This window comes from Burkholderia sp. GbtcB21, from assembly GCF_019091065.1.
Taxonomy (GTDB): domain Bacteria; phylum Pseudomonadota; class Gammaproteobacteria; order Burkholderiales; family Burkholderiaceae; genus Burkholderia; species Burkholderia pyrrocinia_C.
This window is the reverse complement of the sequence record NZ_JAGXKA010000485.1, coordinates 1-235: the sequence shown is the minus strand read 5'-3', so window position 1 is coordinate 235 and position 235 is coordinate 1. Positions and strand designations below refer to the sequence as shown.

The following is a 235-nucleotide window of genomic DNA, read 5'->3' as shown; positions in this document are numbered from 1 at the left end:
CAGGCGCGTGGCCTCGGTACGGTTCCAAAGGGCTCTAAAGGCGCATCAAATCAGGAAGCAAGCGGTCGAATTCTCGCCTGACCACGCCGTAGCATTCGCACACACGCTTTTCGTGCCCGGATCGATCCAATACCTCGATGTGCCCATAGTTGTACCGGATCAATCCGGCATCCTGGAGTTTCAGCGCAGCTTCCGTCACGCCCGATCGTCGGACACCGGGCATGTTGGCGATCAA

The 235-nt window shown here is 58.3% G+C and carries 1 pseudogene; it reads right to left on the bottom strand.

Annotation, left to right across the window (positions count from 1 at the left end):
- Positions 1-34: 34 nt before the first annotated feature.
- Positions 35-235, bottom strand: a pseudogene (locus KVT39_RS37420) (helix-turn-helix domain-containing protein); the annotation flags it as partial.